This is a genomic window from Mycobacterium sp. (assembly GCF_049585075.1).
Lineage (GTDB): Bacteria > Actinomycetota > Actinomycetes > Mycobacteriales > Mycobacteriaceae > Mycobacterium.
The window spans coordinates 1-24551 of sequence record NZ_JBAUZA010000439.1; the positions used below are offsets into that span (position 1 = coordinate 1).

Annotated in this window: 25 protein-coding genes, 1 pseudogene and 1 riboswitch; of the genes and pseudogenes, 11 read left to right on the plus strand and 15 right to left on the minus strand. The window is 64.6% G+C overall.

The features are described from left to right. Nucleotides 1-118, plus strand: a pseudogene (locus WB785_RS20830) (monooxygenase); the annotation flags it as partial. Between the two features lie 14 nt (nucleotides 119-132). Here WB785_RS20830 and WB785_RS20835 read toward each other — a convergent pair. Together WB785_RS20835 and WB785_RS20840 are read right to left on the minus strand one after the other, a co-directional pair. After that, nucleotides 133-927: a crotonase/enoyl-CoA hydratase family protein gene (locus WB785_RS20835; RefSeq protein ID WP_424081387.1), complete on the minus strand. Its 795-nt coding sequence runs from the start codon at nucleotides 925-927 to the stop codon at nucleotides 133-135. Further along, nucleotides 924-2072, minus strand: a complete 1149-nt coding sequence (locus WB785_RS20840) for a thiolase family protein (RefSeq protein WP_424081389.1) — start codon at nucleotides 2070-2072, stop codon at nucleotides 924-926. The genes WB785_RS20835 and WB785_RS20840 overlap by 4 nt, the downstream gene beginning before the upstream one ends. Before the next feature lie 112 nt (nucleotides 2073-2184). Between WB785_RS20840 and WB785_RS20845 the strand changes: the two genes are divergently transcribed. Continuing rightward, nucleotides 2185-2877 (plus strand): SDR family oxidoreductase, encoded by a 693-nt coding sequence (locus WB785_RS20845; RefSeq protein ID WP_424081391.1) that lies wholly within the window; start codon nucleotides 2185-2187, stop codon nucleotides 2875-2877. A 440-nt stretch (nucleotides 2878-3317) separates the two neighbouring features. Here WB785_RS20845 and WB785_RS20850 read toward each other — a convergent pair whose 3' ends face one another. Beyond that, entirely contained in the window at nucleotides 3318-3824 is a 507-nt protein-coding gene (locus WB785_RS20850) for a hypothetical protein (RefSeq protein ID WP_424081393.1), read from the minus strand. 485 nt (nucleotides 3825-4309) lie between these two features. Here WB785_RS20850 and WB785_RS20855 point away from each other — a divergent pair, with 485 nt between their 5' ends. Both WB785_RS20855 and metE read left to right on the plus strand, forming a co-directional pair. Next, nucleotides 4310-4594: a tyrosine-type recombinase/integrase gene (locus WB785_RS20855; protein WP_424081427.1), complete on the plus strand. Its 285-nt coding sequence runs from the start codon at nucleotides 4310-4312 to the stop codon at nucleotides 4592-4594. Between the two features lie 49 nt (nucleotides 4595-4643). Beyond that, nucleotides 4644-4841, plus strand: a riboswitch (cobalamin riboswitch). 136 nt (nucleotides 4842-4977) lie between these two features. Further along, the gene (metE, locus tag WB785_RS20860) at nucleotides 4978-7248 is read left to right on the plus strand and encodes a 5-methyltetrahydropteroyltriglutamate--homocysteine S-methyltransferase (RefSeq protein ID WP_424081395.1); all 2271 of its coding nucleotides are present in this window, start codon (nucleotides 4978-4980) and stop codon (nucleotides 7246-7248) included. A 134-nt stretch (nucleotides 7249-7382) separates the two neighbouring features. Here the strand turns inward: metE and WB785_RS20865 are convergent, their stop codons facing one another. After that, nucleotides 7383-9134 carry a DUF3556 domain-containing protein gene (locus WB785_RS20865; protein WP_424081396.1) on the minus strand — a complete coding sequence of 584 codons (1752 nt, stop codon included), beginning with the start codon at nucleotides 9132-9134 and terminating at the stop codon, nucleotides 7383-7385. Nucleotides 9135-9261: 127 nt separating this feature from the next. Here WB785_RS20865 and WB785_RS20870 point away from each other — a divergent pair, with 127 nt between their 5' ends. Then, complete coding sequence (locus WB785_RS20870) at nucleotides 9262-9699, plus strand: hypothetical protein (protein ID WP_424081398.1); 438 nt, start codon at nucleotides 9262-9264, stop codon at nucleotides 9697-9699. Further along, the gene (locus WB785_RS20875; RefSeq protein WP_424081399.1) at nucleotides 9677-10054 is read left to right on the plus strand and encodes a thiol-disulfide oxidoreductase DCC family protein; all 378 of its coding nucleotides are present in this window, start codon (nucleotides 9677-9679) and stop codon (nucleotides 10052-10054) included. The genes WB785_RS20870 and WB785_RS20875 overlap by 23 nt, the downstream gene beginning before the upstream one ends. A gap of 1 nt (nucleotide 10055) precedes the next feature. Here the strand turns inward: WB785_RS20875 and WB785_RS20880 are convergent, their stop codons facing one another. Genes WB785_RS20880 through WB785_RS20905 form a run of 6 tightly spaced genes read right to left on the minus strand, consistent with a single transcriptional unit; the run spans nucleotide 10056 to nucleotide 14937 of the window. After that, complete coding sequence (locus WB785_RS20880; protein ID WP_424081401.1) at nucleotides 10056-11165, minus strand: dihydrodipicolinate reductase; 1110 nt, start codon at nucleotides 11163-11165, stop codon at nucleotides 10056-10058. Further along, nucleotides 11162-11770, minus strand: a complete 609-nt coding sequence (locus WB785_RS20885) for a TetR/AcrR family transcriptional regulator (protein WP_424081402.1) — start codon at nucleotides 11768-11770, stop codon at nucleotides 11162-11164. The genes WB785_RS20880 and WB785_RS20885 overlap by 4 nt, the downstream gene beginning before the upstream one ends. Next, complete coding sequence (locus tag WB785_RS20890; RefSeq protein ID WP_424081405.1) at nucleotides 11767-12540, minus strand: SDR family NAD(P)-dependent oxidoreductase; 774 nt, start codon at nucleotides 12538-12540, stop codon at nucleotides 11767-11769. Before WB785_RS20890 ends, WB785_RS20885 begins: the two co-directional genes overlap by 4 nt. Further along, nucleotides 12537-13040: a VOC family protein gene (locus WB785_RS20895; RefSeq protein WP_424081407.1), complete on the minus strand. Its 504-nt coding sequence runs from the start codon at nucleotides 13038-13040 to the stop codon at nucleotides 12537-12539. Before WB785_RS20895 ends, WB785_RS20890 begins: the two co-directional genes overlap by 4 nt. Further along, on the minus strand, nucleotides 13037-13855 hold the full coding sequence (locus WB785_RS20900) for a glucose 1-dehydrogenase (RefSeq protein WP_424081409.1): 819 nt from the start codon (nucleotides 13853-13855) through the stop codon (nucleotides 13037-13039). Before WB785_RS20900 ends, WB785_RS20895 begins: the two co-directional genes overlap by 4 nt. Beyond that, the gene (locus WB785_RS20905) at nucleotides 13852-14937 is read right to left on the minus strand and encodes a dihydrodipicolinate reductase (protein WP_424081411.1); all 1086 of its coding nucleotides are present in this window, start codon (nucleotides 14935-14937) and stop codon (nucleotides 13852-13854) included. Before WB785_RS20905 ends, WB785_RS20900 begins: the two co-directional genes overlap by 4 nt. An 88-nt stretch (nucleotides 14938-15025) precedes the next feature. On the opposite strand from WB785_RS20905, the gene WB785_RS20910 reads away from it, so the two are divergent. Beyond that, nucleotides 15026-15883, plus strand: a complete 858-nt coding sequence (locus tag WB785_RS20910; RefSeq protein ID WP_424081413.1) for an SDR family NAD(P)-dependent oxidoreductase — start codon at nucleotides 15026-15028, stop codon at nucleotides 15881-15883. Here WB785_RS20910 and WB785_RS20915 read toward each other — a convergent pair. Genes WB785_RS20915 through prpD form a run of 3 tightly spaced genes read right to left on the minus strand, consistent with a single transcriptional unit; the run spans nucleotide 15867 to nucleotide 19410 of the window. Then, complete coding sequence (locus WB785_RS20915) at nucleotides 15867-16997, minus strand: bifunctional 2-methylcitrate synthase/citrate synthase (protein WP_424081415.1); 1131 nt, start codon at nucleotides 16995-16997, stop codon at nucleotides 15867-15869. The two genes, WB785_RS20910 and WB785_RS20915, sit on opposite strands and share 17 nt — an antisense overlap. Further along, nucleotides 16994-17896, minus strand: a complete 903-nt coding sequence (gene prpB / locus WB785_RS20920; RefSeq protein ID WP_424081429.1) for a methylisocitrate lyase — start codon at nucleotides 17894-17896, stop codon at nucleotides 16994-16996. Before prpB ends, WB785_RS20915 begins: the two co-directional genes overlap by 4 nt. An 8-nt stretch (nucleotides 17897-17904) precedes the next feature. Next, entirely contained in the window at nucleotides 17905-19410 is a 1506-nt protein-coding gene (gene prpD, locus WB785_RS20925; protein ID WP_424081417.1) for a 2-methylcitrate dehydratase PrpD, read from the minus strand. Nucleotides 19411-19538: 128 nt separating this feature from the next. On the opposite strand from prpD, the gene WB785_RS20930 reads away from it, so the two are divergent. Both WB785_RS20930 and WB785_RS20935 read left to right on the plus strand, forming a co-directional pair. Further along, nucleotides 19539-20960 (plus strand): short-chain fatty acyl-CoA regulator family protein, encoded by a 1422-nt coding sequence (locus WB785_RS20930; protein ID WP_424081431.1) that lies wholly within the window; start codon nucleotides 19539-19541, stop codon nucleotides 20958-20960. Between the two features lie 44 nt (nucleotides 20961-21004). Next, complete coding sequence (locus tag WB785_RS20935; protein ID WP_424081419.1) at nucleotides 21005-22378, plus strand: flavin monoamine oxidase family protein; 1374 nt, start codon at nucleotides 21005-21007, stop codon at nucleotides 22376-22378. Here the strand turns inward: WB785_RS20935 and WB785_RS20940 are convergent. Together WB785_RS20940 and WB785_RS20945 are read right to left on the minus strand one after the other, a co-directional pair. Continuing rightward, on the minus strand, nucleotides 22362-22871 hold the full coding sequence (locus WB785_RS20940; protein ID WP_424081421.1) for a DoxX family protein: 510 nt from the start codon (nucleotides 22869-22871) through the stop codon (nucleotides 22362-22364). The genes WB785_RS20935 and WB785_RS20940 overlap by 17 nt on opposite strands. Before the next feature lie 15 nt (nucleotides 22872-22886). Next, nucleotides 22887-23210, minus strand: coding sequence for a winged helix-turn-helix transcriptional regulator (locus WB785_RS20945; protein WP_424081423.1), 324 nt, complete (start codon nucleotides 23208-23210; stop codon nucleotides 22887-22889). 89 nt (nucleotides 23211-23299) lie between these two features. Between WB785_RS20945 and WB785_RS20950 the strand changes: the two genes are divergently transcribed. Both WB785_RS20950 and WB785_RS20955 read left to right on the plus strand, forming a co-directional pair. Continuing rightward, nucleotides 23300-23935 (plus strand): NADPH-dependent F420 reductase, encoded by a 636-nt coding sequence (locus WB785_RS20950; protein ID WP_424081425.1) that lies wholly within the window; start codon nucleotides 23300-23302, stop codon nucleotides 23933-23935. Nucleotides 23936-24050: 115 nt separating this feature from the next. Continuing rightward, nucleotides 24051-24551, plus strand: a 501-nt coding sequence (locus WB785_RS20955) for a PEP/pyruvate-binding domain-containing protein (protein ID WP_424081433.1), incomplete at its 3' end; no start/stop codon positions are given.

A 24551-nucleotide genomic window follows, 5' to 3' on the forward strand; every position in this document is an offset into this window, starting at 1 on the left:
GCTCACCCGCGCGCTGGTGCTGGCCACCGCGCCGCGCGTGGGCCGACGCGCGGTCGTACCGGCAGCCGGCTTGCTTCCCGGCGTCTTCAGCCGCGCGGTGAACACACTGGCGCGATAGCGATAGCGATAGCGCTAGCGCGCCTTCCAGACCGGCGGACGTTTTTCGGCGAACGCCAGCGGGCCCTCTTTGGCATCTTCGGATTTCAGCACGACGCCGAATTCGCGTGCGGTGCGCGCCCAGCCGGGTTCTTCGTCCGGGATGACGCCGTCGTCGGCGCCGTAGGCGATCCGCTTGCTGGCCTGCACCGACAGCGGCGCGTTCACGGTGACCCGCTCTGCCAGCGCGAGGGCGGCGTCCAGCACGGTGCCGTCCGGCACAACCTGGTTGATCAGGCCCCAGTTGGCGGCCTGGGCAGCGGTGATCGGCTCACCGGTGAGCACCATCTCGAGCGCGATCTTGCGCGGCAGCTGATGCACGATCCGGAACACTCCGCCGGCAGCGGCAAACAACCCGACCTTGACCTCGGGCAAACCGAATGTCGCGCTTTCGCAGGCCACCACGAGATCGCTGGCCAGAGCCAGCTCGGTACCGCCGCCCAGCGCGGTGCCGTTGACCGCCGCGATAGTCGGCTTGTCGATGAAGTGGTGGACGTAACCGGCGAAGCCCCATTCGCCGTGGTCGGGGTGGTACAGATTCTCGCGGCGCGAAATCGCTTTGAGATCTGCTCCGGCACAAAAGGATTTGTCACCGGCACCGGTGATCACGACCGCCCGCACTTCGTCGTCGTTTTGGGCTTGCTCGAGCGCGTCGCCGACGGCGGTACTCACCGCGCCGTTGACCGCATTGCGGGCCTCGGGCCGGTTGATCGTGATCACCAGGACATTGCCGCGCCGCTCGGCCAGCGCCGCAGGCACTGTTTGGGTCACAGCAGCTCCACGATGGTGGCGTTGGCCTGGCCACCGCCCTCGCACATGGTCTGCAGACCGTAACGAATTCCCTTGTCCCGCATGTGGTAGAGCATCGTGGTCATGATTCGGGCGCCGGATCCGCCGAGCGGGTGGCCGAGCGCGATCGCGCCGCCGTTGGGGTTCAGCTTCTTCTCGTCAGCTCCGATGTCCTTCAGCCACGCCAGCGGCACCGGCGCGAACGCCTCGTTGACCTCGAAAACCCCGATGTCCTCCAGCTTCAGGCCGGAACGCTGCAGCGCCTTCTGGGTGGCCGGGATCGGCGCGGTCAGCATGATGACCGGGTCGGCGCCGGCAAGGGTGGCGGTGTGCACTTTGGCGATCGGGTTGAGTTTCAACGACTTTGCCTTCTCCGCCGACATGAACAGCAGTGCGGCCGACCCGTCGGAGATCTGGCTGGAGTTTCCGGCGTGAATCACGCCATCCTCTTTGAAGGCGGGCTTGAGCTGAGCCATCTTCTCCATCGGCGTGCCTCGGCGGATGCCTTCATCCTTGAGCACCACATTCCCGTCCTGGTCTCTGATGCCCACGATCTGGTCATCGAAGGCTCCGGAATCCTGTGCGGCCGCGGCCTTTTCGTGTGAGCCGAGGGAGAACTCGTCGACGGTGGTCCGGTCGAATCCCCACCGCTCGGCGATCATCTCCGCGCCGATGCCCTGGTTGGGGATCGCGCCGTGGTAGCGGTCCAGGAAGGCCTGCGAGTAGGGCCGACCACCGTTGGCCAGAGAGGACCCCATCGGCGTCCGCGACATCGACTCCACCCCGCCCGCGACCACCACGTCGTAGTGGCCGGCGACCACGCCTGCGGCGGCGAAGTGAATCGACTGCTGGCTCGACCCACACTGCCGGTCGACGGTCACACCCGGGACGGTTTCCGGCCAGCCGGCGGTCAGCGCCGCGGTGCGGGCGATGTCGATGGCCTGCTCACCGGCCTGCGAGACGCATCCCCAAATCACGTCGTCGACGAGCTCGGGATCGATGCCGGCCTTCTGCACGAGAGCGTTGAGGACTTGCGCGGACAGGTCCGCGGCATGCACGCCGGACAGCCCACCGTTGCGCTTGCCGACCGGTGAACGCACCGCCTCGACGATTACGGCTTCAGCCATCGCTTCTCCTTCTTAAAAACCACTAGTGACATGACGGTTGTTCTTCGATTGTTGACCAACCCGTTGGACGGCTCGCCGCGGGGGTGCTTACCGGCGGGTAGCGTCGAGGGTCATGTCGCGCATTGTCGTGATCGGAGGCCACGGCAAGGTCGCGTTGCACCTGGCCCGCATCCTCACGCAGCGGGGCGATGAGGTGACGTCGGTCTTCCGTAACCCCGAGCACACCGAGGAGGTCGCGGCGACGGGTGCCGGTCCAGTCATCGCGGATATCGAGACGCTGGACACCGACGCGCTGGCGCAGCTGCTCGCCGGAAACGACGCAGTGGTGTTCTCCGCTGGGGCCGGTGGCGGCAACCCAGCCCGCACCTACGCCGTCGACCGCGACGCCGCGATCCGGGTGATCGATGCTGCCCGCCAGGCCGGCGTGCGACGTTTCGTCATGGTGTCGTACTTCGGCGCGGGACCGGATCACGGTGTCGCGCAGGATGATCCGTTCTTCGCCTACGCGGAAGCGAAAGCGGCCGCCGATGCCCACCTTCGGGCAAGTGACCTCGATTGGACAGTGCTGGGGCCCGGCCGGCTGACCCTCGAGCCGGCCACCGGCCGGATCGCTGTAGGCGCGGGCAAAGAGGTCTCCCGGGAAGACGTGGCACTGGTAGCGGCGGCGGTGTTGAGCGATCGCGCGACGATTGGCCGGACCATCGATTTCAACAACGGCGACCTGCCCATCGCCGAGGCGCTGGCCGCCGCGGCGATCGCAAGCGCGGCGAAGCCGGGGGCAGCGGGTCGGCGCCACCAAAATTAGCGGCGATCGCAAGCGCGGCGAAGCCGGGCGCAGCGGGTCGGCGCCATCAAAACTAGCGGCGATCGCAAGCGCGGCGAAGCCGGGAGGTGTCGCAACGCCCACCCGACTGACCGGAAGATCGCTACGCTCAACACATGCTGGCCGAGGTCGGCGACCTGGTCCTGAGCGCCACCGGCCAATGGATGCTGCGGCCACCGCAGCGATGCGGGAACGGGCAACCGATCACGCCGCGACACGTCCCGGTTGGAACTGCGGTGTGCTCTTGTCAGGATCGCCGCCTGACGTGGCGCTGCGATAAGTGAGCTTTATCCCGTGTGCTGCAGAGCATTTCAAACCGACTTAACTGGCTGACACCAATCTTGCCTGCAGCGGGCGAGGCTATTCCGATGTGAGCCACGCCATTGAGTACGGCACCTGCTCGGACTGCGGCAGTTAGGCCGTCAAGCGCCGACCTTGGTCAGGGTCAGCGCCACGGGATATGTGTCGAGCGATTGTTCATACCCACATGGACGACTCCTGTCCGCGGTTGACCAGTAGCGACCCTCGAGAGTGTCGGGATTCCAGCTGTAGTGCGCGGTTCCGGGAACATGAGTTCCATCGCCGCACTGCAGCGCCCCGGTGGTGTGTACGTCGATCGTCCACTGAATATTGATGTAGCGAGCTGTTGCCCGCTGGCTCGACCCTTCCCCGCCCATCTCGACCTCGGCGCAGCCATCACCGCACGGAGTGAAAACCCAAGTGACGGGCAACGTGCCCGGAGGACCTGCGACGACCTTGTAGGAACCTTCCATCTTGGGCAGCGCTGATTGCGGAGCTGACGCTTGGCTGCGGCTCGTACCCGCCGGGTGTCCAACAGTTTTCGAGGGCAGCGCACCACAGCCCACCGTTGTCAGCAGGATGCTCATGAACGCCGCGACCCTCGACGTCAGCGCACCTTCCGAAGGCATACTTCAGCTTATCGATACCGCCGATCGCGTGAAAACGAATAACTGATTCAGGCCCGGGCCGTCAGCTCGCGGCCCGCGTAGTCGCGCCGTCCCAGAACGGCCCGGTGAGTCCGACTTCCGCGAAGTAAGTCTCAGATCGAGGAACTCGACAGCAAGATCAATCGGGCGCAGGTTCTCGACTTAACGTGGGTGATTTGGGGCCTTCTTATCGCCGCCGTCGGAACACTTTTCGGCCTTGGGACATGAGCCTTACGCTTCGCCAGTCGGGGCAGAGTAGCGCGACCCGTGTGTGGAAAGAAACGGTCAGTTACCGCGTGTGTCAGGCATGAAACTCGCTGCACCGCCATGGTGACGGCCACAACGAGCAGGTATAAGCTCGCGACCATCTGACCGGAAACCAATAGGCGAGCGGTCGAGCTAACAGGACGTATATCGCCCATGCCGGTGCTTGTGGCTGTGGCTGTGCCGATCGTGAAATAGGCCGCATCGATACCCGCAACAGTTGTGTTGACGATGAAGCGCGAACCAAGGAAAACAAGACCGCCGACGAACCGACCACGCCCACCTTCCCGCGTATCACCGCTCACGACTTGCGCCACACGGCGGCCTCGCTGGCGATCGGCGCGGGGGCGAACGTCGAGGTGGTGCAGCGGATGCTGGGTCACGCAAGCGCCGCGATGACCTTGGACATGTACGACGATCTGTTCGATTCCGACCGGGACGCGGTTGCCGACAAACTCGAAGATGTGTTCGCGGCGAAGTGTCTGTAACCAGTGCTCAAAATGTGCTCACGGCTCCCCAATTAGCCCTGTGTCCGACCCCGAAAACGCTTCTACTAGGTTAGATGTGCAGTCGGAAAGGGAACCCGGTGAAAGTCCGGGACTGTCCCGCAGCGGTATGCAGGAACGACCGCCGTCAACAAGCACTGGTCACCCGACCGGGAAGCGACGGCCAGTAGGAGCACCACCAGAGTGTGTGCCTGCGAGTCCGAAGACCTGCCGGCTGTGCCGGGCGCGCCGCGCCTGGCGGCTCATCGCCTCGTGGAATGGGCGTACGGCTGTCGTGGTTGCAGGAGTGTGCTGGCGGCACAATGCAACCGGATCAGCTTCGCGTCCGCTGGCGGTGACCACCCCGTCGATTGAAGGACGAACTCGTGACCGCAACACCGTTTACCGCAACCATCACCGGCTCCCCGCGGATCGGCCCGCGAAGGGAACTCAAGCGAGCCACCGAGGGCTATTGGGCGGGCCGGACCAGCCGAGCGGAGCTGGAGAACGTTGCAGCCACGCTGCGCCGCGACACCTGGTCGCAGCTGGTCACCGCCGGCTTGGACTCGGTGCCGGTTAATACCTTCTCCTACTACGACCAGATCCTCGACACCGCGGTGTTGCTGGGAGCGCTGCCCGCCCGGGTGCAGCGCGTCTCCGACGACTTGGACCGGTACTTCGCCGCTGCCCGCGGCACCGAGGACATCGCGCCGCTGGAAATGACCAAGTGGTTCGACACCAACTACCACTACATCGTCCCGGAGATCGGGCCGGACACCACGTTCTCGCTGCACCCCGAGAAGGTGCTAGCCGAACTCAAAGAGGCGCGGGATCAAGGGGTTCCGGCGCGTCCCGTGATCATCGGGCCGCTCACGTTCCTGTTGCTGAGCAAGGCGGTCGATGGCGCGGGCGCACCAGTGCAACGGCTCGACGAGCTGGTCCCCCTTTACTGCGAGCTGCTTTCGCTATTGGCCGACAACGGCGCCGAGTGGGTGCAACTTGACGAACCGGTACTGGTGACCGACATCCACCCCGACGCCGCCGCGCTCGCGGAAAAGGTGTACAACACACTGGGATCGGTGCAGAAGCGGCCCGCGATTTACGTGGCCACCTACTTCGGTGACCCCGGCAGCGCGCTGCCCGCGCTGGCCCGCACACCCGTCGAGGCGATCGGCGTGGACCTGGTCCGCGGCGCCGACACCGCAGTCGCGTCCGTTCCTGGACTGGAAAGCAAAACCCTGGTGGCCGGAATCGTCAACGGGCGCAACATCTGGCGTGCCGACCTGGAGTCGGCGCTGGGCAAGCTGGCCACCCTGCTGGGAAGCGTGGCTGCCGTGGCAGTTTCTACGTCGTGCTCGACGCTACACGTGCCGTACTCGCTGGAACCGGAAACCGATCTGGACGACGCGCTGCGCAGCTGGCTGGCCTTCGGTGCCGAAAAGGTGCACGAGGTCGCCACTTTGGCACGTGCGCTACGCGATGGCCGCGACGCGGTCGCCGACGAGCTCGAGGCCTCCAATGCCGCGATGAAGTCGCGTCGCTGCGATCAGCGGCTGCACAACAACCAGGTGCGTGCTCGTATCGACTCGATCACCAAGTCGGGCACCGAACGCGGGCCGGCCGCTGAGCGCCGTGACGCGCAGAATGCACGCCTGCATCTGCCGCCGTTGCCGACCACCACGATCGGCTCCTACCCGCAGACCTCGGCGATCCGCAAAGCCCGCGCGGCACTGCGCGCGGGAGAGATCGACCAGGGCGGGTACGAGCGTCGAATGAAGCAGGAGATCGCCGACGTCATCAAGCTGCAGGAGGACCTCGGCCTCGACGTGCTGGTGCACGGCGAGCCGGAACGCAACGACATGGTGCAGTACTTCGCCGAGCAGCTAGACGGCTTCTTCGCCACCCAGAACGGCTGGGTGCAGTCCTACGGCAGCCGCTGTGTTCGTCCGCCGATCCTGTACGGCGATGTCGCCCGGCCCCACCCGATGACGGTGGACTGGATCACCTACGCTCAGTCGCTGACCGACAAGCCGGTCAAGGGCATGCTCACCGGTCCGGTGACGATCTTGGCGTGGTCGTTCGTCCGTGACGACCAGCCGCTGGCCGACACCGCCAGCCAAGTGGCCCTTGCCATTCGGGACGAGACCGTGGACCTGCAGTCGGCCGGCATCGCCGTGATCCAGGTCGACGAGCCCGCGCTGCGGGAGCTGCTACCACTGCGCGACGCGGCCAAGCAGGCCTACCTGGACTGGGCGGTCGGTTCGTTCCGGTTGGCGACCTCCGGCGTGGCCGACTCGACGCAGATCCATACCCACCTGTGCTACTCGGAGTTCGGCGAGGTGATCGGCGCGATCGCCGATCTGGATGCAGACGTCACGTCCATCGAGGCGGCCCGCTCGCACATGGAGGTGCTCGACGACTTGAACTCGGTCGGCTTCTCCAACAGCGTGGGGCCGGGTGTCTACGACATCCACTCGCCGCGGGTGCCGAGCACAGACGAAATCGCCAAGTCGCTGCGCGCGGCGCTGAAAGCCGTTCCCGCCGAACGGTTGTGGGTCAACCCCGACTGCGGCCTGAAAACCCGCAATCCCGACGAGGTTTCGGCGTCGCTGACCAATCTGGTCGCCGCGACGAAGGAAGTGCGGGCCAGCGCCTAACAGTCCGCGCTCATCGAGTGTGAAACTGCTGCGAAAAATTCGCCGAAATCTCGTAGCAGTTTCACACTCGGCGCATTAGAACATCGCCAGCAGCGCGGTGAGGTTGCTGGCCCCCGCTGATTAACGGCGGGTGGTCAACCGTCGCTGGTTGCCCGGTCTGCCTCGGAGAGCAAATGCACCGGCACGTCGTCGGCCCACGGCTGGCGGGTCACCATGTCCGCGACGCATACGTAGCCGCGCTCGAATTCGCCGGTGGCGGCGTCGACCAACCGATACTGCTGCGTCTGTCGATGGATCGGCTGGGCGTCGAGCATCACCACCCGCACCTCGCCCGGCTCGAAGTGGCAGCGCTTGTGCAGGGCCGCGACCAACTGCTCGTTGCTGAAATGCCCGTCGCCGAAATTCCAGCCGATCGCGGTACTGGTGATGCGCTCGCCGTCGGTGAGGACATAGTCGTCCTCATTCTGACCCGCCATGGCGCGGTGTGCCAACGTGAACAAGGCCCGGCCGTGAGTGTTGAAGGCACGGAAGGCATATCCCATGTACATCGGGATCTGCGCGGCCTCTTTGCTGCCGTAGAACTTCTCCAGCTGAGCGGCGGGCATGCTGGCGATCGCCACGATGCCCTTGATGATTTTTTGGTCGGCCGAAGGTTTGATGCACCACAGCGTGGTGTCCCAGTTCCCCGCGTAGTAGCGCATGCCCGGCAGGAAAGACACCTTGCGGGGGAACAAGTTTCCGAGCACCACCGTGCCCGCGACGACGGCGAACAGCACCACCGGCAGCGGTGTGGTCAGGTCGCGCAACCCGACGGAGGCGTGGCCGACGAACAGCGTCAGCACGCTGAACATCATGAAAACGTTCCACTCCAGCGGCACTCCCATCGGGATCGAGGACAGGATGCCAAAGTGGAAGCAAAGCATGACGAATGCGGCGATCGCGGTGGGCCAGCCGCCGTGGCTGAGGATCAACACCAGCGGCACCAGCCCTTCGATCGCGGTGGAGAAATGCGCGAGCCAGCGCGACGCCCTGCCGGGACGCAGGTCATCCGGAAAGTGTTCGAAGAAACTGCGTTTGATGAACCGTGGCCTAAACACAGGGTTGTTGCTCATCATCGTCGAGATGACGAATGGAAAGTGCTTGTTGAGCTTGGATGTTGCCGCGCCAATCCAGATCACCAGGCACACCAGTTTCGCGCCCAAGATCATGTCCACGCCGTAGCCGGCGAACAGGAAGGCGACCGTGAACGAGGCGTACACCTCGCCGCGGGCGGCCAGGAAGATGACTTTGTCGCGCAGACCCACCACCGCCAGCACGCCGATTATCGCCCAGATCTGCCAGGACGGCAGCACGCCGACCGTCGTCCCGAGCGCCGGGCGCGCCCCGGTGCCGTCAGAGAAGATCGCAATGACGAGCAGCACCAGCAGTGCGGCGTAGAGCAGCGCGTCGACCGGCGTCCGCTCATCCCCCTTGGTGAAAGGGATGCGATTCGGCCATGGTGGCAGCCGGATCGTGCCGGGCCGCAGCCAATACAGGATCGAGCCCAATGGCGGGAAGAACCGGTTGTTCAGCGGACCGAAGCCGCAGCCCAGTCCGACCACTTCGAACAGCATGGTGTAGAGCACGACCTTTTCGAACACGATCGGCTCGGCATACCAGTGCGCGACATTTGTGAACCCGTTGATGCCCGTCGTTGTCAACGCCAGCAGCCACGCCGCCAAGATGTACAGGCCGATCTTGACGACGTAGAACAGGTGCAGCGCTATCGGGGTGCCGAAGCCGACCTCCGCCCAGTGCCGGGCCATCGGGATGATCTTCTCGGCGCGGGTGCCTTTGCTCCACTCCTCGAAGTCGATCTGCGGAGTCTCCTGTTTGAGAAATCCCATGGCGGCAAGATTAGAACGTGTTCTAGCCGGATGGGTCCGGTTTCTTGACTACTACTCATCGTAGTAGTACAACGGAGGGTGCAGGCCGGCTTCGTCACCCACAGCTCATCGACGGACGGTGATCGTGATGATCGAACAGATAGACCAGCAACGGGACAACTCGATTCAATGGCTGCCTTGGGCCGCAATCGCATTCGTGATCGGCTTTGGGGTGCACGGCCTGGACCATCTGCGCCGCGGGATGTCGGCGTCGCCACCGTTCATCATGGCGGCCGGCATGGTGCAGGGGCTATTTATCGTGCTGGCGGTCTCGATGGTGGTGATGTCCCGCCCGCGTGCACCGCTGGCGGCAATCGTGGTCGGGTTCGGCAGCGCGCTGGGATTCACCTACGCGCATTTGCTGCCGACGTTCCTGCCCGGCTACCAGGACAGCTACACATCGCTGCCGCACATCAACGTAACGTGGTTTTCGTGGTTCAGTGCCCTCGCTGAGATCGGCACCGCACTCGTCTTCGGGATCGTCGGGATGCGGGAGGTGAACCATGCCCAACATTCTGTTCTTTGACGGCGCCTGCGGGATGTGCACGCGGTCGGTGGAGTTGCTGGACAGACTCGATCGCACCGGCAAGCTGCAGACCGAACCGCTGCAAAGCCCGGGAACTTCGGGGCGACTGGGAATTTCGCCGTCGGAATTACTGGATTCGGTGCGGTGGCTGGATTCGTCGGGCGCCGTTTACTCCGGCGCAGAGGCCGCTAACGCCGCCCTGTCGGCGGCGATCGGCACCCGAATCCCGTTGATCATCTATCGGATTCCCGGTGTCGGATTCATCGAGGAAGCCATCTACCGATGGGTGGCCGCGAACCGGTATCGCTTTCCCGGGACGACCCCGTACTGCCAGTCACACCCGAACGCCTGCTGAGCTAGAACGCAGGCACGCCGTCCCGATGCGGATGCAGCGCGCCGACCGGCGAGGTGAGCGGAAGATGCAGCGCGTCAACGATTCCAGGCTCCGCCTGGCAGACCCAGGGGATGGCATTGACAGCGCGCATGCCGGTTGCCAGCAAGCCGTGATCGTTGTGGCTTTCACCGGGACGATGCCCGACTTCGAACTCCGCATCGAAGCTTGGCTCTCCATCGATGATGACCCGCCAAATGCCATCGGTTCCACCGGTTCGGCCCTTCGGCCAGTCAGGCGCGAGGTCGTCGGCGATGCGGTCGACGTGCTCGATCGTGATGACGTCGACGCCGTCGACGACGCCGATGCAACGTGCGCGCGTGGCGCCGACTGTCCCCGCTTCGACGAGTCCGAATGCAGTAGAAATGTCGCGTGGGGTGGCCTGAAACTCGCACGTTTCGCGAATGTCGTCCAGTCGAACCCCCAACGCCTCGGCGACCATGGTGACCGCAGCACCCCAGCCCCATCGAAGGGTGCCGGGTATCTTCAATCCGCCTTCGTAATTGAGCGGTTGGCCGAATCCGAAGAGCTCTCGCATGTCGTATTCGGCTGGGTACTCAGAGTAGTTCGTGATCTCGATCCCGCGTACCTCATAAACCTTGTGCGACATAGACATCAGCGCGATCGGGAACAGGTCGGCGCCGAATCCCGGCTCGATGCCACTTGAGAACAACGAACTGCGTCCAGCTTCGGCGGCGCCTCGGATCGTGTCGATCACCTTGGCTGGCATGGAACCGCGCGGGTACACCAGCCCCGGTATCGCAGTCGTCACGATGTTCTTGCCGGCGGCCAGGATTCGGCAGAGGTCACCGATCGCTTCCTTCATCCGGGGTGGTGCCGGTGCCGCGTAAACGACGCAATCCGCGTCGCCGCCCAGGATTTCCGATTCGTCTTGCGTGGCCGCAACGCCGATCGGCTCAATGCCGGCAAGCTTGCCCGCATCCTTGCCGTGCTTGTTGTCCGAGTGCACCCATACTCCGACGAGGTCGAGGTTGGGCCGGTCAGTGATGGTTCGGATCGCGTACTTCCCAACCCCGCCGGTCGCCCAAACGGCAACCTTGTAACTGTCTTTCACGCCTTTGACTTCCTTTTCCAATGCGGATTCTTGATCGCTTCGAGGGCATCGGTGACGTAGCGGTCCAGGGACCGCGGCTTCTTGGTCGATTGGCGAACCCATTGACGGAAGGCGAAATCACCTGCGGTAAAACCGAGTTGAACGAGCAGACCGGGTCTGATGTCGACATTTGGGTCGGCTCCCATGCGCTCGCCGATCAGCTTTGTCGCCCGCTCTTTGTCGGCGGGTGTGTGCAGGGTGACCTTGTCGAGCAGATCGGGAGCCACCAGCAGGGCCTCACGCCATTCTTCGCAGTCGGCTTGGTCGAAGGATCGGGTCCGGACGATGATGGCGTTGATCAGCGCGACATCCGGCGACTCGGCGGCGGGCCGCTCTTCGAGGAGGCTCACGATTGCGGCACCGCCATGGCGAACTGGCGCGAGCAACAGCTCCTCTTTCGTCGGGACATGTCGAAAAAAGGTACGCGGCGAAACCCCTGCGGCCGCGGCGATTTCCTCGGTTGTCACCGCGTCATACCCACGTTCGATGAACAGCCGGAACGCCGCACGCCGAATGTCAGCCCTGATTTGTGCGCGCTGACGATCCCGCAACGAATCGCCGGTCATCGGAAAGAGCCGATCCCGCCGTCGACCTGGATGGTCTGCCCGGTGATGAACGTCGCGTCGGTGCTCAACAGGAACGCCACCAGGGCGCCGACGTCGGTGCGAACGTCGCCGATCCGCTTCATCGGGACCCGTGCTACCGCTTTGGCGTAATCGTCAGGGGCGTATTGCTTCCACAGTTTGACACCGTCGGACTCGGCGAACGGGCAGATGACGTTGACGCGGATGTTGTCGCGCCCCCATTCCAGGGCAGCGACTTTCGATAACCCGCGGATGCCTTCCTTGGCGGCCGCATAACCGCCCCACTTGGGTTCGCCGCCGGTGCCGGTTCCCGAACCGAGGTTGACGATCGATCCCCCGCCCGCCGCGACCATCAGCGGGTGCACCGCCTGCATGAGCAGAAAGGTCGCTCGCGGCCCGACGTCGTGACCGAGCGCGAAGTCTTCGGTGGTGATGTCGACGAATGCCTTGGGCTCGTTGGTGGCGATCGCGTTGTTGACCAGACCGTGTACCGTCCCGAAGACGTCGACGGCAGCCGCGACGATCCGCTTGGCGCTGTCGGGATCGCGCAGATCGGCAACCAGCTTCTCGACCGGACCGGCTGCCGCGTGTTCGGCGGTTGTCGCCGCCAGCGCGCCGTCTTGGATGTCGACCAGCAGCACCGCCGCCCCGCGTTCGAGCAGCGCGGCGGCAATGCCCTTGCCGACACCTTGGGCGGCGCCGGTGACGATGGTGACCTGCCCGCGCATCGAATCGGGGTGGGTGTAGCTCACTTGACGGGTCCCATCTGCAACTGCACGCCGCGGTACATCTCGTAGGTGCTGCGCGCGCCGCCCGGCAATTCGATGAACTCCACCGGTGTCCCGTCCGGATCCTTCACGAAAAACATTCGGACGCCGCCGATCTCGAAAGGCTCCTGCTCGGGGTGGTAGCCCGCGTCGCTGACCCGGTGATGGGTGTCGTCCAGATCGATCACCGACAACGACACGTTCTGAATGCCGACGATCCCGCGACGGGCCGGCTTATCCGTGGCGGGTTTGGCGCCAAGTGACAGCAGCTCCACCATCAATCCACCCAGCAGGCCGCCTGCCACCCTGCCCTCCTGCTTGTTATTGGCCTGAAGGGCGGCATCGAACGGGTCACCGGAGATCGTTCTTTCGAAGACCACCTCCATGCCGAGTAGATCGCGGTAGAACGCCAGCGCGCGATCCATATCGGTCACTCCGACGACGAGATGGCAGAACGAAACGTCGCCCAGGACAGCGTCTGTCATGACGGATCCTGTCGGCCGGCCGGTTGCAGTGCCGGCGCGGGCAGATCAATGGCTGGTTTCGTGGTCCCGCCGTCGACGCGCAGCATTACACCGGTCACCCACGACGAAGCGGGGGACGCGAGATACAGTGCTGCGGCGGCGATGTCGCGCGGAGCGCCGATGCGTGCCATCGGGGTGTTCGATTCGAATTGGGTTCGCAATTTGTCGTCGGACATGACGAAGTCCATCGACTGGGTGGCGACACCGCCCACACCGATCGCGTTGACGCGCACCCGCGGGGCCAGTTCGGCTGCCATGTTCTGGGTCACCATGTTCAACGCCGCCTTGCCCGCGCCGTAGGCAACCATGCAACTCATCACCATGTCGCTCGATCGCGACGAGACGTTGACGATGGATCCCGAGCCGTTGGTGTCGACCATCGCCTGGGCGGCGAACTTGCTGAGCAAAAATGGTGCGACGGTGTTGAAATGCAGTGCGGTAGTCAGGTACCGCGAGGAGGTCTGCATCGCCGGTCGGGGCGGTGTCCCGCCGGCATTGTTGACCAGGATCGACAGCCGCCCGAATTGTTCGACGGTGACCGATATCAGCCGAGCGAGATCGTCGTCGACCATCACGTCGGTGACCACGGCCAGCCCGCGGCGACCCGTCCGCTCGATGAGCGCGACGGTGTCGTCGAGGTCGGAGGGGGTACGCGCGGCGACAACGACGTCGGCGCCGGCCTCGGCGAATGCCACCGCGATCTCGCGACCGATACCGGCGCCGGCGCCGGTCACGATCGCGACCTGATCGGTGAGACGGAACGCGTCGAGGATCACCGGATAGCCGCCGCGAGGTTGGCCGCCGGGCGTCCGGCGAACAGCGGCAGGTCCAGGTAGGTCTTGATGCCTGCCTCGGCGGCGCAAACGTCAGGAATGGCATTGACGCAATGGTTGGCGGTCGCGACGACACCCGGATTTCGTTTCAGCCCTTCGGCTATCGACGGTGGCTGCAGCCCCTTGAAGGTGAGGCTCACGGTGGGGTCGCCGGTGATTTCGACTTCGAAGCGTTCGCCTCGGCCGTCGAAATTCCAATCCGGTTCCAGGTTCTCCTCCCCCATCAGCCAGTTGACCGCCGCCGTGATGGCGGGTTGTCCGTCGGCCAGGGCTTGCCAGCGGAACCGCCGCGCGGCAACGGTTCCCGCGATAATCGGGAACGGGTCGTAGTCGATGTCGGAGGTCGCCACCGCGATCTCCTGAATGGTGCTGATATTGGGATCGATACGAAGTCCCATGTGGTCGGCGACCATTCGCACCGACTGCTTGAAGCCCGCCTCGAGCAGGCTGGCCATCGGGCCCTGCATCGCTTCCTCGGGGGTGCCGCCGAAACCCATGATGTGGCGCACGACGTCTGGGGCGTTGTAGGTGCGGATGTCGGAGAATTCTTCGGCTCGCACGTGGGTGACCGCCGACGACAGCGAGGACAGCATCAGCGGGAATCGCTCGGTGATGCCGCCAGGGTGAATCCCCGAACCGTGCAGCGTCACGCCACCTTGAAGCGCGGCGTCGGCGATTGCCTGGACGGACGGGTTGCTCATATCCGGGTACACCCAGCCGACCGGGGTCACCACGTTCTTGCCGGACCGCAAGATCGCAACGACCTCTTTGTCATTGGGGATCAGTGGGCTGTACACCACGCAGTCGGCATCGGTGGCCAGCACCTCGTCGACGCTGGAGGTGGCGGCGACGCCCAGCGCGGCGGTGCCGAGGATCTCGCCGACGTCGCGCCCGTTCTTGTCCGCGCTGTGCACCCAACAACCGGCCAGCTCGAGCTGCGGATGGTTCAGCACGCATTCGATGGCGGCCTTGCCGACGCCTCCGGTTGCCCATTGAATGACACGAAGTTTGGACGGACTACTCACGCGCACACCTGCCCTTTACATGTTGACGACTGAATGGCAGAGTATGACCAAATGGCAGGCACTGTCAACAATACGGAAGGGACGTCGCGTGGGAATCCTTGACGGCAAGGTCGCGATCGTCACCGGAACCAGCCGCGGCGTGGGTGTCGGCATCGCCCATGAATTGCTGCGCGCCGGTGCCACCGTCGTCGGGTGCTCGCGCTCGCCGCTGGACACCATCCCCGGCATCGGCGCAGACTGGGGGACGCGCGCCGAGCAAAAGGTCTGCGATCAAGGCGATTACCGCTCGATCGACTCTTTTGTAAGCGACGTGGTTGCCGCGCATGGCCGGATCGATATCTTGGTCAACAACGCCGGCGGGACCGTCCCGGCACCGCACGCGGAGAGCATCCCCGAGCTCGTGCAACGCATCCAGGGCGCACCGCGCAGCGACGACGACTACGAACGCACGGCGCTCTTCCACGCGTTTGCGGTACAGATGAACCTGATCAGCCCGCTCTGGTTTGCCGTCCGCGTGTATCGACAGATGGCCACCCAGGACGGAATCGGTTGCATCATAAATATTTCCAGCGGTGCCGGGCATCCGGCCGGATCACCGACCCTGGTCTCCTACGGGGCGGCCAAAAGCGGGCTCAACCACCTCACCCGTTCGTTGGCGCAGGAATGGGGGCCCAAGGTCCGCGTCAACTGTGTGGCGCTCGGGCCGACGATGACGGAGAACTTCCGGTCGTTCGTGCTGCCCAAAGACGATCCGATCGGCGAAAAGTACTTTGCCGCTATCCCGTTGCGCCGTGCCGGTGAGCCCTCGGAGGTGGGCCGGGTGTGTGTCTTTTTGGCCAGCGGAGACGCCGACTTTGTCAACGGCACCACCATCGAGCACGACGGCGGCATGCTGCCCGGTGTGCTCTACGACGCCGGCCTGAAGACAATCACCGACCTGCTGTAGCGGCGCTGAGACTGCGCTGAGGCAAACCCGAATACTGACTGAGCGGCCGGATAAGTGCATTGGAGCCGGCCTGCTCGATGATGTGGGCGGTCCAGCCGGTGATACGGCTCATCACGAAAAGCGGTGTAAAGCTGGGAATGTCGAAACCCATCAAGTAATAGGCCGGGCCGGTCGGGAAGTCCAAGTTGGGTTTGATCCCGGTGGCGGCGAACATCTCGGCCTCCAGCACCTGGTAGATACCCAGCCAGCGTTGGCCATCGGTGACTGCGGCGACTCTGGCCAGCGCCTCTTTCATCGTCGGCACCCGGGAATCGCCGTTCTTGTAGACCCGATGCCCGAAGCCCATGACTTTGTCCTTACCAGACAGTTTGCGGTGCAACCATTCTGAGACTTTGTCGGGGTGACCGATCTCGATCATGTCGTGCATGACTGCCTCGTTCGCGCCGCCGTGCAGTCGTCCTTTGAGCGCGCCAATCGCCGCGGTGACGGCGCTGTAGATGTCGGACTGCGTCGACGTGACCACCCGCGCGGCGAACGTGGACGCGTTGAAGCCGTGCTCGGCGTACAGGATCATCGACTGCTCAAACGCTTCGACCACAACCGATTCGGGGACGTCGCCGAAGCACATGTTCAGGAAGTTCTCGGCGTAACCGAGGTGGCTGTGCGGTGCGATCGGTGCCAAGCCCCGCCGTCGACGCATGTCGGCGGCCACGATGGTTGGCAGCACCGCGAACATGCGCAGCGACTTGGCGAAGTTGGCGGACTCGGCGCTGTCGTCCTCCTCGGGATCCTCGGCGCCCAGGTAGCTGATCGCGGTGCGCACGACGTCCATGGGATGGCAGTTTTCCGGCAGCTTGGCCAACAGCGACAGCATCGAACGGTCCAAGCGGCGGCTGGCACGCTCACGCTGGCAGAACAACGCCAACTGGGCATCGGTCGGCAATTCGCCGTGCCAGAGCAAGTAGGCGACATGCTCGAAACTGCAGTGGCCGGCAAGATCCTGCACCGGGTAGCCGCGGTAGGTCAGCGAGTTGGTCTCCGGCACCACCTTGGAGATCGCGGTGGTGTCGACGACGACACCGGCCAACCCTTTGTGAACTTCTGTCCCGCTCATGGGTTTCCTCCTGCGATGTCATCGTCAAATTGGTTGTAGTCGGCATAGCGCAGCAGTTCGTAGAGCCTTTTGCGGTGCTGCATTTGATCGAGCAAGCCGGATTGTGTTCCCGTGGCAGCGATTTCGCGCAGCCCGGTTTCGACGACGTGCATCGCCAGCCGCAGGGCGGTGACCGGGTAGATCACCACGTTGTAGCCGATGTCGGTGAGTTGCGTGACGCTCAGCAGCTCCGACTTGCCGAACTCGGTCATGTTGGCCAGCAACGGAGTGTCCACCGCGGCACGGAATTTCTCGAAATCCGTCGGGCCGGACAATGCTTCGGTGAAGATCAGGTCGGCGCCGGCGTCGGCGTATGCGCGCGCCCGCTCAATGGCACCGGGCAGGCCTTCGATGCTGGCAGCGTCGGTGCGCGCGCAGATGACGAAGTTTGGATCTCGGCGCGCGGCCACCGCCGCCCGCAACCGTTTCACCATGTCTGCGGTCGGGACTACGTCCTTTCCGTCGAGGTGGCCACACCGTTTGGGGTTGACCTGGTCTTCGAGATGACAGCCCGCCAGGCCGGCGTCCTCGAGCAGAGTGATGGTGCGCGCCGCGCTCATCGGCTCACCGAATCCGGTGTCGGCGTCGATCAGCGTCGGCAGATCGGTGACCGCCGCGATCTGCGCTCCACGCGCCGTCACCTCGGTCAGCGTGGTCAGCCCGATGTCGGGCAGCCCCAAATCGGCCGACAACACTGCGCCGGAGACATAGACGCCCTCAAATCCGGTCTCCGCGATCACCTTGGCTACCAACGGCGAGAATGCGCCCGGAAAGCGCTGCAGCCGACCGGAATTCAGCCCGGCGCGAAACGCCGCCCGTTTGGCAGCTGGGCTGGATGCCGCCGCCAACAATCCGGTCATCGGCCCGGTCATCGGAAGATCCCTGACGGAATGGTCGGCGCCTTGTCCAGCATCTCGGGCGCTACCCGCAGGTTCAGTGCGCCTAGCTCGCCGCCCTTCAGCTCCCCGACCCGCTGCACGACGTCCAGGAACCGTTGCTGTTCAACGGGATCAACGACACCGTCGGCGAGCTCGGCGAACTTACCGACGTACTGCTCACGCTCGAAGGGTCGCGCCCCCAACGGATGCGCATCGGCGATGGCCAGCTCATCGGTGATCACCTCCCCGCTCTTGAGAGTCACCTCCGCGCGCGCGCCGAAAGCCTTCTCCGATGGGTCGGCCGAGTGATACCGGCGGGTCCACTCCGGGTCCTCGACGGTCGAGATCTTGAGCCACAACTCGATCGTGTCTGGTCGATGCGCGCGTTCGGGGGCATACGAGAGTTCGTGGTGCCAGGTGCCGTCCTGAAGCGCGACCGCGAATATGTAAGGCAGCGAGTGATCCAGCGTTTCGCGTGACGCGTCGGGATCGAACTTTTGCGGATCCCCTGAGCCGGTGCCGATCACGAAGTGGGTGTGGTGGCTGGTGTGCAACACGATCGACGCGATCTGGTCGAGGTCGCCGATGCGCTCACGCAGCCGGCGGGCCAGGTCGATCGGCGCCTGACTTTGGTATTCGGCGGAATGCTCCTTGGTGTAGCTGTCCAGGATGGCCCGTTTGGGTTCGCCCGGCGCGGGCAGCGGCACCTGGTAGATGCGCTCGGGCCCGCCGAGCAGCCAGGCGATCACACCGTCCTCGCCCTCCCAGATCGGCGCCGGTGAACCCTCGCCCCGCATCGCTCGATCGACCGCTTCGATCGCGATCTTGCCGGCGAACGCCGGCGCGTACGCCTTCCAGCTGGAAATCAGGCCCTTGCGCGATTGGCGGGTCGCCGTGGTCAGGTGCAGCGCCTGGCCGACCGCCTGATAGATGGTCTCGGTGTCCAGCCGCAGCATGGTCCCGATGCCGGCGGCCACAGCGGGCCCCAGGTGTGCCACATGGTCGATCTTGTACTCGTGCAAGGAGATTCCTTTGACCAGATCGATCTGGATCTCGTAGGCCGTCGCCACGCCGCGGAGCAGGTCGGCGCCCCGCACTCCGAGTTGCTGCGCGACGGCCACCAGCGGCGGGATGTTGTCGCCGGGGTGCGAATACTCGGCGGCCAAAAACGTGTCGTGGAAGTCCAGTTCGCGTACCGCGACCCCGTTGGCCCACGCCGCCCACTCTGCTGAGTAGCTGCCGTCAACCCCGAACACCGTCGCGCCGGGGCGGGCCCGGTGCGCCAGGGCTTGCTGACGAGCGGCGGTGACCGGTCTGCGCAACACCGACGCGGCACTGACAGCCGCGTTGTCGATCATCCTGTTGATCACCATCGCCGCGGCCTCGGCCGGGACGGCGACCGGGTCGGCTGCGACCTCCGCGATCTTGTGAGCCAGATGCTCGGTGCGCGGGAAGTCGTCGGCACTGCGGTGCGTCCGAATCGAATGGATCAACACAATCCGCACACTATGCAAACTCCATCACTATGGAAAGCCCCTGCGCATGTGTAATTTTGTGTCCTCATCAGCCGCAATTTGCGAATGTTGCGAAAGGCATCCGGAGTAAGATTTCTGCGGTGGTGAAGATGTTTTCGGGTGCCCGGCTGCGGCGGTTGCGAAACGAGCGCGGGCTGAGCCAGGTCGCACTGGCCCGCGCACTCGACTTGTCCACCAGCTACGTCAACCAGCTGGAAAACGACCAGCGGCCGATCACCGTTCCGGTGCTCCTTGCGCTCACCGAAAGGTTCGACCTGCCGCCGCATTACTTCTCCTCCGATTCGGACGCCCGGTTGGTGGCCGACCTGTCCGACGTGTTCACCGCTACGGGGACTGAAGGCGCGGTCAACCGTGCTCAGATCGAGGAACTGGTCGCCCGAATGCCCGAAGTGGGCCGCAGCCTGGTTGCCGTGCATCGGCGGTTGGCCGACGCCAGCGAGGAGCTGGAGGCCTATCGATCCCGCGCGATCACTGAAACGTCGCTTCCGCCCGAGCACCCGATGCCGTTTGAGGAAGTCCGCGACTTCTTTTATGACCGCAACAACTACATCGGCGAACTGGACACCGTGGCCGAGGAGATGTTCGCCGAGAACGCAATGACGCTGGGCGGACTGGACATGCAGCTGTCGGCGCTGATGCGCGACCGGTTTGAGGTGAGCGTCGTGATCGACGGCGATCTCGCCGAGCACGCCAAGCGGTCTTACGATCCCGACACCCGGGTGCTACGCGTCGCGCGGTGGCTTCTACCGGGGCAGCGAGCCTTCCAGATCGCCACCCAGCTGGCCTTGCTGAGCCAACCGGAGCTGATGTCGGCGATCTTGGCCACGGATGACCAGCTCACCCCCGAATCGCGCGGCGTCGCCCGAATCGGGCTGGCCAATTATTTCGCCGGCGCGTTTCTGCTGCCATACCGCGAGTTCCACCGGGCCGCAACCGAATTGCACTATGACATCGATCTGCTGGCCCGGCGCTTCGAGGTCGGGTTCGAGACGGTGTGTCACCGGCTCTCCACCTTGCAACGGCCGCAGCTACGCGGGGTGCCGTTCATTTTCGTCAGGACCGACAAGGCGGGCAATATCTCAAAGCGACAGTCCGCCACCGCGTTTCACTTTAGCCGGGTCGGCGGCAGCTGCCCACTGTGGGTAGTGCACGATGCTTTCGCCCAGCCGGGCCGGATCGTCACGCAGGTCGCCCAGATGCCCGATGGCCGTTCGTATTTCTGGATCGCCAAGACCACCGCACCAGAAGGACAGGGCTACCTGGGTCAGCACAAAAGCTTCGCCGTCGGTTTGGGCTGCGACCTGGTGCATGCCGACAAGCTGGTTTACTCGCACGGAGTCGCTTTGGACGATCCGAGCACCGCCGTCCCGATCGGTGCCGGCTGCAAGATCTGCAACAGGCCGTCGTGCCCGCAGCGCGCATTCCCTTATCTCGGTGGGCGTGTCGTCGTCGACCAGAACACCGGCAGCGGACTGCCGTATTCGCCTGCCAGCGGGCCGCAATCGGTGTAACTTGCTGCTGAAATTCCCACGCCCACGCACGATCGGGGCCAGCCATGACAGATGTCGACTATTGCGTTGTCGGCGCGGGATTCGCCGGTTTGACAGCCGCCTTGCGGCTGAAGCAGGCCGGTCGCTCGGTGGTGCTGCTGGAGGCCCGTGATCGAGTCGGCGGGCGCACCTACACCGAGGCCCGCGCTGACGGATCGTGGATCGATCGGGGCGGCGCATGGATCGGGCCGGGCCAAGATCGCGTCTACGCGATGATGAGCGAGTTCGATGTGCCGGCCTACAAGCAGCACAATGACGGCGACGCGATGATGATCGTCGACGGGAAGAAGCACCGCTACGGCGGCACTATCCCATGGACCATGAACCCGTGGGCGGTCATCAACCTTGGTCTTGGATTGCGTGCGATCGAGAAGATGTGCAAATCGATTCCGCGCGAAGCCCCGTGGGAGGCAAAGCAGGCCCAAGAGTGGGATCGCATCAGTGTCGGGAAATGGCTCGACAAGCACACGATGTCCAGGCAAGCCCGCGAGATGCTGGATATGGCTCTGGCTGGCACCTATACCTCGGCGGGGTCCGAGACGTCGCTGCTGTGGGTGCTGATGCAGATGGGGTCCGGCGGGGGTCCCACCTTCGTCATATCCGGCAAAGGAGGCGCTCAGGATGCCCGCCCGGTAGGCGGGATGGGCGCCATCTATCGCCCGATCGCATCGGAGCTCGGCGAACTGCTGCACCTTTCGCGGCCCGTCCGGCAGATCACCCAGGACGCCGAGGGCGTGACGGTCAATGCGGAGGGCCTGACAGTGCGGGCGCGGCGGGTCATTGTGGCGATCCCGCTGGCGATCGCCACGTCAATCGTCTACGAGCCGACGCTGCCGGTGGACCGGGCGCTGCTGCACCAGCGCCTGCCGAGCGGCGCGGTCATCAAGATCTCAATCATGTATGACGAGCCGTTCTGGCGTGCCGACGGACTGTCCGGCCAGTCGGCCGCACCGGGATCCCCGGCCACCCTGACCATCGATGCCTGCACGGATATCGGCAACCCCGGGATCATGTGCGTCATCACCGAAGGCCCCGCAGCGCGTCGGCTAACGAAGCTCGACGAGGCCGAGCGTAAAGCGGTGGTCATCGACGAGCTCGTCGACCGGTTCGGCAGTAAGGCGAAAGCGCCGAGGGAATATCACGAGCAGAACTGGACCACCGAGCGCTATTCCGGTGGCGGGATGATCAGCCACGCGCCCACCGGGGTGCTGACCGAATTCGGCTACACCCTGCGTGAGCCGTGCGGGCGCATCCACTGGGCAGGGACGGAGAGCTCGGCCGTCATGTGCGGATGGGTCGACGGCGCCATCCGCTCTGGGGAGCGCGCCGCCGAGGAAGTGCTGGCCCGCGAAACGACAGCGGCTACTGAGCCTGTTTGACCGGCGGGCGGTAGAAGAGCAACAACTGACCAACTCCGCCGCCCAGGCCCAGCAGCAGCGAGATCAGCAGACCGTGCCAGCCGTTGCGCCAGTTGTACCCGAAGATCAACCAGTCCAGGCTGTACTGACCCGGGCCGATCGTGGCGACCGCGACGGCGCTGAGCGCCAGTACCAGGTTGTATTCCCAGCCCTCCTTGACGATGAAGAAGCCGTTGGGCCGGTGCACGGTCCACGCGGCGACGAACATCAGCGCAACGAAGCCGGCAGCCGGGATCGGCGTGAGCAGGCCCGCGGCCAACCCCAGGCCGGCACTGATCTCGGTGCTGGCCGCGGCCACGGCCTGCAACTTGCCGTACTTCATGCCGATGCTTTCGAACCAGCCCGCGGTCCCGGGTATCCGCCCGCCGCCGAAGAACTTGTTGTAGCCGTGAGCTGCCAGGGTCAACCCCAGCACTAGCCGCAGGATCAGCAACCCGAGATCGTAGGCAGTCATAGACGCCAACTTAGATCATGCCGCCCCGGCCCCCATATGCCGCTTGCCCCATTGGCACATCGCTTCAGTCACCGGCCTTAGCGATTCGCCGTATTCGGTCAGCGAATACTCGACCTTCGGTGGCACCTCGGCAAAAACTTCGCGGTGGACGATTCCATCGGATTGCAACTCGCGCAGTTGGCGCGACAGAATTCGCTCACTGATCCCGCGGGTCTTACGCCGCAATTCGGCGAACCGTTGCGGACCGTCAGTCATCAAGTGAAAGATCAGCACGGCCTTCCACTTGCCACCAATCACGGCCAGCGTGGCCTCGACCGGGCACTCGAAGTTCTCGTCCACCCTAACCTCCGGATTAGCTACCCACCTGAAAGTACGTTCTTGTCCGGTGCTGAGGTTCAACATAGCGTCGGTCAACATTCGTGCACGCCGTGCATGCGATCGCAAAGGAGCCCGACATCAAACTGGCGATAATCGGCGCAGGCAACGTCGGAAGTACCCTGGGCACCGCGTGGCGCAACCGGGGCCACGACGTTGCGTTCGGTGTCCGCAACCCGGATGACCCGAAGTACGCGTCGCTCGAAGCAGTCACGACCAACGAATCAGCCGCCGTCCCAGCCGAAGTCGTGGTGCTGTGCACACCGTGGCCGAGCACTCAGCCGGCCGTGCAGACCTGCGGTGACCTGTCCGGCAAAATCCTCATTGATTGCACCAACCCGCTGACCCCCGACTTCTCCGGCCTGGAGATCGGGCACAGCACATCCGGTGCCGAGCAGGTAGCCAAATGGGCACCGGGCGCCCGAGTCTGCAAAGCAATGAACCAGATCGGCGCGGCGATGATGGACGGGCCACAATTGCCCGGCAAACCGGTGATGTTCATTTCCGGTGACGACCATCAGGCCAAGTCGGTGACTGCGGGCCTGGTCAGCGAGCTCGGTTTTGAAGCCCTCGACGTCGGCGATCTGACGCTAGCCCGGCTGCTCGAGCCGTATGGACTGCTATGGATCCACCTGGCACTACGGCGCGGGTTGGGCACAAACTTCGGGTTCGGTTTGCTGCGCTCCTGACGACACGCAGCGCGTCGCCACGCGATTAGCCGGGGGACGCCGTCAGGAGTTTGCCGGAAGGTAACCTCGGTGCGTGTCAGGACGCGCTTCGGGTAAGCCGGCGATCGCACCGCCGGTGCTACCGCTGGAGGGCGACGCGAGGTGTTCGCCGGACATCCTCGGCCACAAGGGATACGGCATCGACACCATGCGCCGCCACGGTTTGCCGGTGCCACCCGCGTTCTGCATCACCACGGAGGTGGGCGCGCGCTTCCTCACCGAACCCGACGCGACCATCAACGCGATCTGGGATGACGTCCTTGACGGGGTGCGCCGGCTGGAGACGGCGACGTCACGCACGTTCGGGCGTGGACCGCATCCGCTGCTGGTCAGCGTGCGCTCGGGTGCCGCCGTCTCGATGCCTGGGATGATGGACACGGTGCTGGATCTCGGGATCAACGACGCCGTCGAGGAGGCGCTCGCCGCAGAGGGGACGGTTGCGTTCGCCCGCGACACCCGGCGCCGGTTTAGCGAGTCACCCGTCGGCCGCGATGCGCCCGACGACCCGTACCTGCAGTTGCGCGCCGCGATCGAAGCCGTGTTCGCATCGTGGGGCTCGCAGCGCGCCGCCGCTTAT

Coding starts and splice junctions, on each gene's coding strand:
- WB785_RS20840 (WP_424081389.1), bottom strand. CDS start 2,072: ATGGCTGAAGCCGTAATCGTCGAGGCGGTGCGTTCACCGGTCGGCAAG.
- WB785_RS20845 (WP_424081391.1), top strand. CDS start 2,185: ATGTCGCGCATTGTCGTGATCGGAGGCCACGGCAAGGTCGCGTTGCAC.
- WB785_RS20850 (WP_424081393.1), bottom strand. CDS start 3,824: ATGCCTTCGGAAGGTGCGCTGACGTCGAGGGTCGCGGCGTTCATGAGC.
- WB785_RS20865 (WP_424081396.1), bottom strand. CDS start 9,134: ATGGGATTTCTCAAACAGGAGACTCCGCAGATCGACTTCGAGGAGTGG.
- WB785_RS20870 (WP_424081398.1), top strand. CDS start 9,262: ATGATCGAACAGATAGACCAGCAACGGGACAACTCGATTCAATGGCTG.
- WB785_RS20875 (WP_424081399.1), top strand. CDS start 9,677: ATGCCCAACATTCTGTTCTTTGACGGCGCCTGCGGGATGTGCACGCGG.
- WB785_RS20885 (WP_424081402.1), bottom strand. CDS start 11,770: ATGACCGGCGATTCGTTGCGGGATCGTCAGCGCGCACAAATCAGGGCT.
- WB785_RS20895 (WP_424081407.1), bottom strand. CDS start 13,040: ATGACAGACGCTGTCCTGGGCGACGTTTCGTTCTGCCATCTCGTCGTC.
- WB785_RS20915 (WP_424081415.1), bottom strand. CDS start 16,997: ATGAGCGGGACAGAAGTTCACAAAGGGTTGGCCGGTGTCGTCGTCGAC.
- prpB (WP_424081429.1), bottom strand. CDS start 17,896: ATGACCGGATTGTTGGCGGCGGCATCCAGCCCAGCTGCCAAACGGGCG.
- WB785_RS20930 (WP_424081431.1), top strand. CDS start 19,539: ATGTTTTCGGGTGCCCGGCTGCGGCGGTTGCGAAACGAGCGCGGGCTG.
- WB785_RS20935 (WP_424081419.1), top strand. CDS start 21,005: ATGACAGATGTCGACTATTGCGTTGTCGGCGCGGGATTCGCCGGTTTG.
- WB785_RS20940 (WP_424081421.1), bottom strand. CDS start 22,871: ATGACTGCCTACGATCTCGGGTTGCTGATCCTGCGGCTAGTGCTGGGG.